Here is a 2,466-nt window from a genome sequence, read left to right on the forward strand (position 1 = left end):
GCCGAACCGAAAACTTCGGAGCAAACGCGAGTCAGAGCAGCGGTCAGAGTGGTTTTACCGTGGTCAACGTGACCGATAGTACCCACGTTAACGTGCGGCTTATTACGTTCGAACTTTTCCTTAGCCATCGAAGTCACCCCTAGGAGAAGAATTAAGCAAGTCACCCAAGCCATTAAAACAAAGGCAGATATTTTCATATCTGCCTTGTCATATGGAGCTCTTGAGCGGATTTGAACCGCTGACCTCACCCTTACCAAGGGTGTGCTCTACCAACTGAGCTACAAGAGCGTAACACCTTGCAAAACCTGCAAACCTGGAGCGGGTAGCGGGAATCGAACCCGCATCATCAGCTTGGAAGGCTGAGGTTCTACCACTAAACTATACCCGCGGAGCCTGCAGCTCTCGCTAAATCTGGTGGAGGGGGAAGGATTCGAACCTTCGAAGTCGTAGACGTCAGATTTACAGTCTGATCCCTTTGGCCGCTCGGGAACCCCTCCTAAGCGAGGCGACATTCTACATCATGCCACCCTTCTGTCAAGCATTTTCTCAATTAAATCTTGAGGTTAGCTGCATTGACGCTGCCCTGCTGCTTTAACCTCTAGAGGTCTTCACTGCGGAGCGGGCGCCATTCTATGCAACCTATTCGACAGTTGCAACCCCCTCGCAGGGCATTATTTTATGTTTTAACTCATTGAATTCCTTAGCAAGGTTCTGGAGCTGGGAATCATCCAGTAAATGCTTGCTCTCAGGGGCAATGCGCAACCAGAAGCCCGGCGCTGTAGCAATACTCAAAGACTGCAGGCGAGCCTCCACCCCAAAACCTGCCAAGCGCTGTTCAAGAGATAAAGCAGGCTCTCGACGAACAAAGCCACCAAGATAGAGGCACCCCGCATCAACCTGCGCTCCTTTTCCTCTATCCCGCCTCTCCACCGATTCTGCAGACTCGCTCAGCAAACGGATATCCTGCTGGTCACCCCGATACAACGACAGAGGCATGACTTCTTTTGCACGAAGCGGCGCTTCCTGCTGATGCCAGATGTAATAAAAACCATTGAGAACCAACAACAAAAGAAACAGCCAGCGCATAAAAACCTCAGGAGAAGGAGCAAGGCTGCTCCTAACATAGATCAGACAAAATATCTGGAGGCGCCCGCGGGAGCAGCGCTTCACTATTATGGAGACACGGCCCAGCTAATAATTGAACATACCTCAGGCCAAATGCATCCAATCTTAACTGGAGGAGCGCGCGGGCTAGCCCCCAACCGTACAGAGCGGCTCGGCTTCTAGCCTGGCGATCAGGACTCGCCGTGCAGCCTCAAGCTGAGTTCACCGCCACTGAATACCTTCTCCTGACCAGCAACACTCAAGCGCAAGGCACCCTGTCTATCGATGCCCAATACAGTACCGATAACACTGTGCGCCCCCGCAATGAGACTCACTGAGCGCCCCTGCCAAAGATGGTGCCTTTCCCACTCTTCCTGGATAGCGGCGAAACCTTCAGAGCGGTGACGCTCCAGGTAACCCGCTAAAACCTCATTCAAACGGGCAATCAGATAATTGCGATCGATCAACTTGCCAGACTGAAGTCTGACCGAGGTCCATTCTTGATCAACCTCCTCGGTCAACTTCATATTCACATTAATCCCGATCCCCAGGACCACGTGGCACACATCTGCTGGGTCTCCAACCAGCTCCAAAAGAACTCCGGCAATTTTCTTTTGACCAACCAGGACGTCATTTGGCCACTTCAATCCAGCCCCTGGCACTCCACATTCTTTGAGGGTATGCATAACAGCCAGCCCGACAACCAGGCTAAGCCCTTCAAGCTGACGCATCCCACGCTCAATACGCAGCACAAGGCTGTAATAGATGTTCTCAGCAAAGGGACTCACCCACTTACGACCTCGTCGACCACGCCCTGCAGTCTGGCGCTCTGCCAATACAAGGAGCGGTGCTGGAGTTCCGCGCTCGATAGAGCGCAAGGCCTCGGCATTCGTAGAGTCGATTGAGTCGTGGATCTGAATACACCAGGCCTCGTTTGAAGAGTGCTGGGTAATATCTGAAGAACTAAGCAAGGCAATTGGAGAGGCCAATTGATATCCCCGGCCTCGCACCTTATGTACGACAAGGCCCAACTCGGCCTCAAGGAGCAGCAACTGTTTCCAGATAGCGCTACGACTAACACCCAATGCTTCCCCAAGGGCTTGCCCCGAGTGAAAGCGCCCATCCTTAAGAAGCTCTAACAACGTTGACATCAGGTTCCGCCTCACAGTGAGGCAAGCATCATAGCCATGCCAAAGTTCATTGCATAGAAATCACCGCGGTGGATCCTGCTGAGTACGACCATGGGATTTCGGAACAAAATGCCCGCCAGAAGAAGGATAGATACTTGCCTGAACCAGGTCAGGCCCGGCAAATGCCGGGCCGCTATGGTTTTTCGTCCGCGCAAAGACAAAACCCCAACTG

At 52.6% G+C, this 2,466-nt stretch carries 4 protein-coding genes and 3 tRNA genes; all 7 read right to left on the minus strand.

What is annotated here, in order from left to right; genetic code table 11:
• Positions 1 to 128: GTP-binding protein (locus AC3WK8_RS31900; protein ID WP_234461683.1), on the minus strand; the 128-nt coding region annotated here is incomplete at its 3' end.
• 84 nt (positions 129 to 212) lie between these two features.
• Positions 213 to 288 (minus strand) — tRNA-Thr (locus AC3WK8_RS31905).
• Positions 289 to 314: 26 nt separating this feature from the next.
• A tRNA-Gly gene (locus AC3WK8_RS31910) sits at positions 315 to 388 on the minus strand.
• Between the two features lie 24 nt (positions 389 to 412).
• Positions 413 to 497: transfer RNA gene (locus tag AC3WK8_RS31915), tRNA-Tyr, on the minus strand.
• A gap of 142 nt (positions 498 to 639) precedes the next feature.
• Positions 640 to 1,086: a hypothetical protein gene (locus AC3WK8_RS31920; protein ID WP_085596891.1), complete on the minus strand. Its 447-nt coding sequence runs from the start codon at positions 1,084 to 1,086 to the stop codon at positions 640 to 642.
• A 209-nt stretch (positions 1,087 to 1,295) separates the two neighbouring features.
• On the minus strand, positions 1,296 to 2,255 hold the full coding sequence (gene birA / locus AC3WK8_RS31925) for a bifunctional biotin--[acetyl-CoA-carboxylase] ligase/biotin operon repressor BirA (RefSeq protein ID WP_103325230.1): 960 nt from the start codon (positions 2,253 to 2,255) through the stop codon (positions 1,296 to 1,298).
• A gap of 11 nt (positions 2,256 to 2,266) precedes the next feature.
• On the minus strand, positions 2,267 to 2,466 hold a 200-nt coding region (locus AC3WK8_RS31930), incomplete at its 5' end, for a hypothetical protein (protein ID WP_492574099.1).

Source organism: Pseudomonas sp. FW507-12TSA (genome assembly GCF_058781435.1).

Excerpts from the sequence above, each read along its gene's own strand:
- AC3WK8_RS31920 (WP_085596891.1), bottom strand. The coding sequence starts at position 1,086 with ATGCGCTGGCTGTTTCTTTTGTTGTTGGTTCTCAATGGTTTTTATTAC.
- birA (WP_103325230.1), bottom strand. The coding sequence starts at position 2,255 with ATGTCAACGTTGTTAGAGCTTCTTAAGGATGGGCGCTTTCACTCGGGG.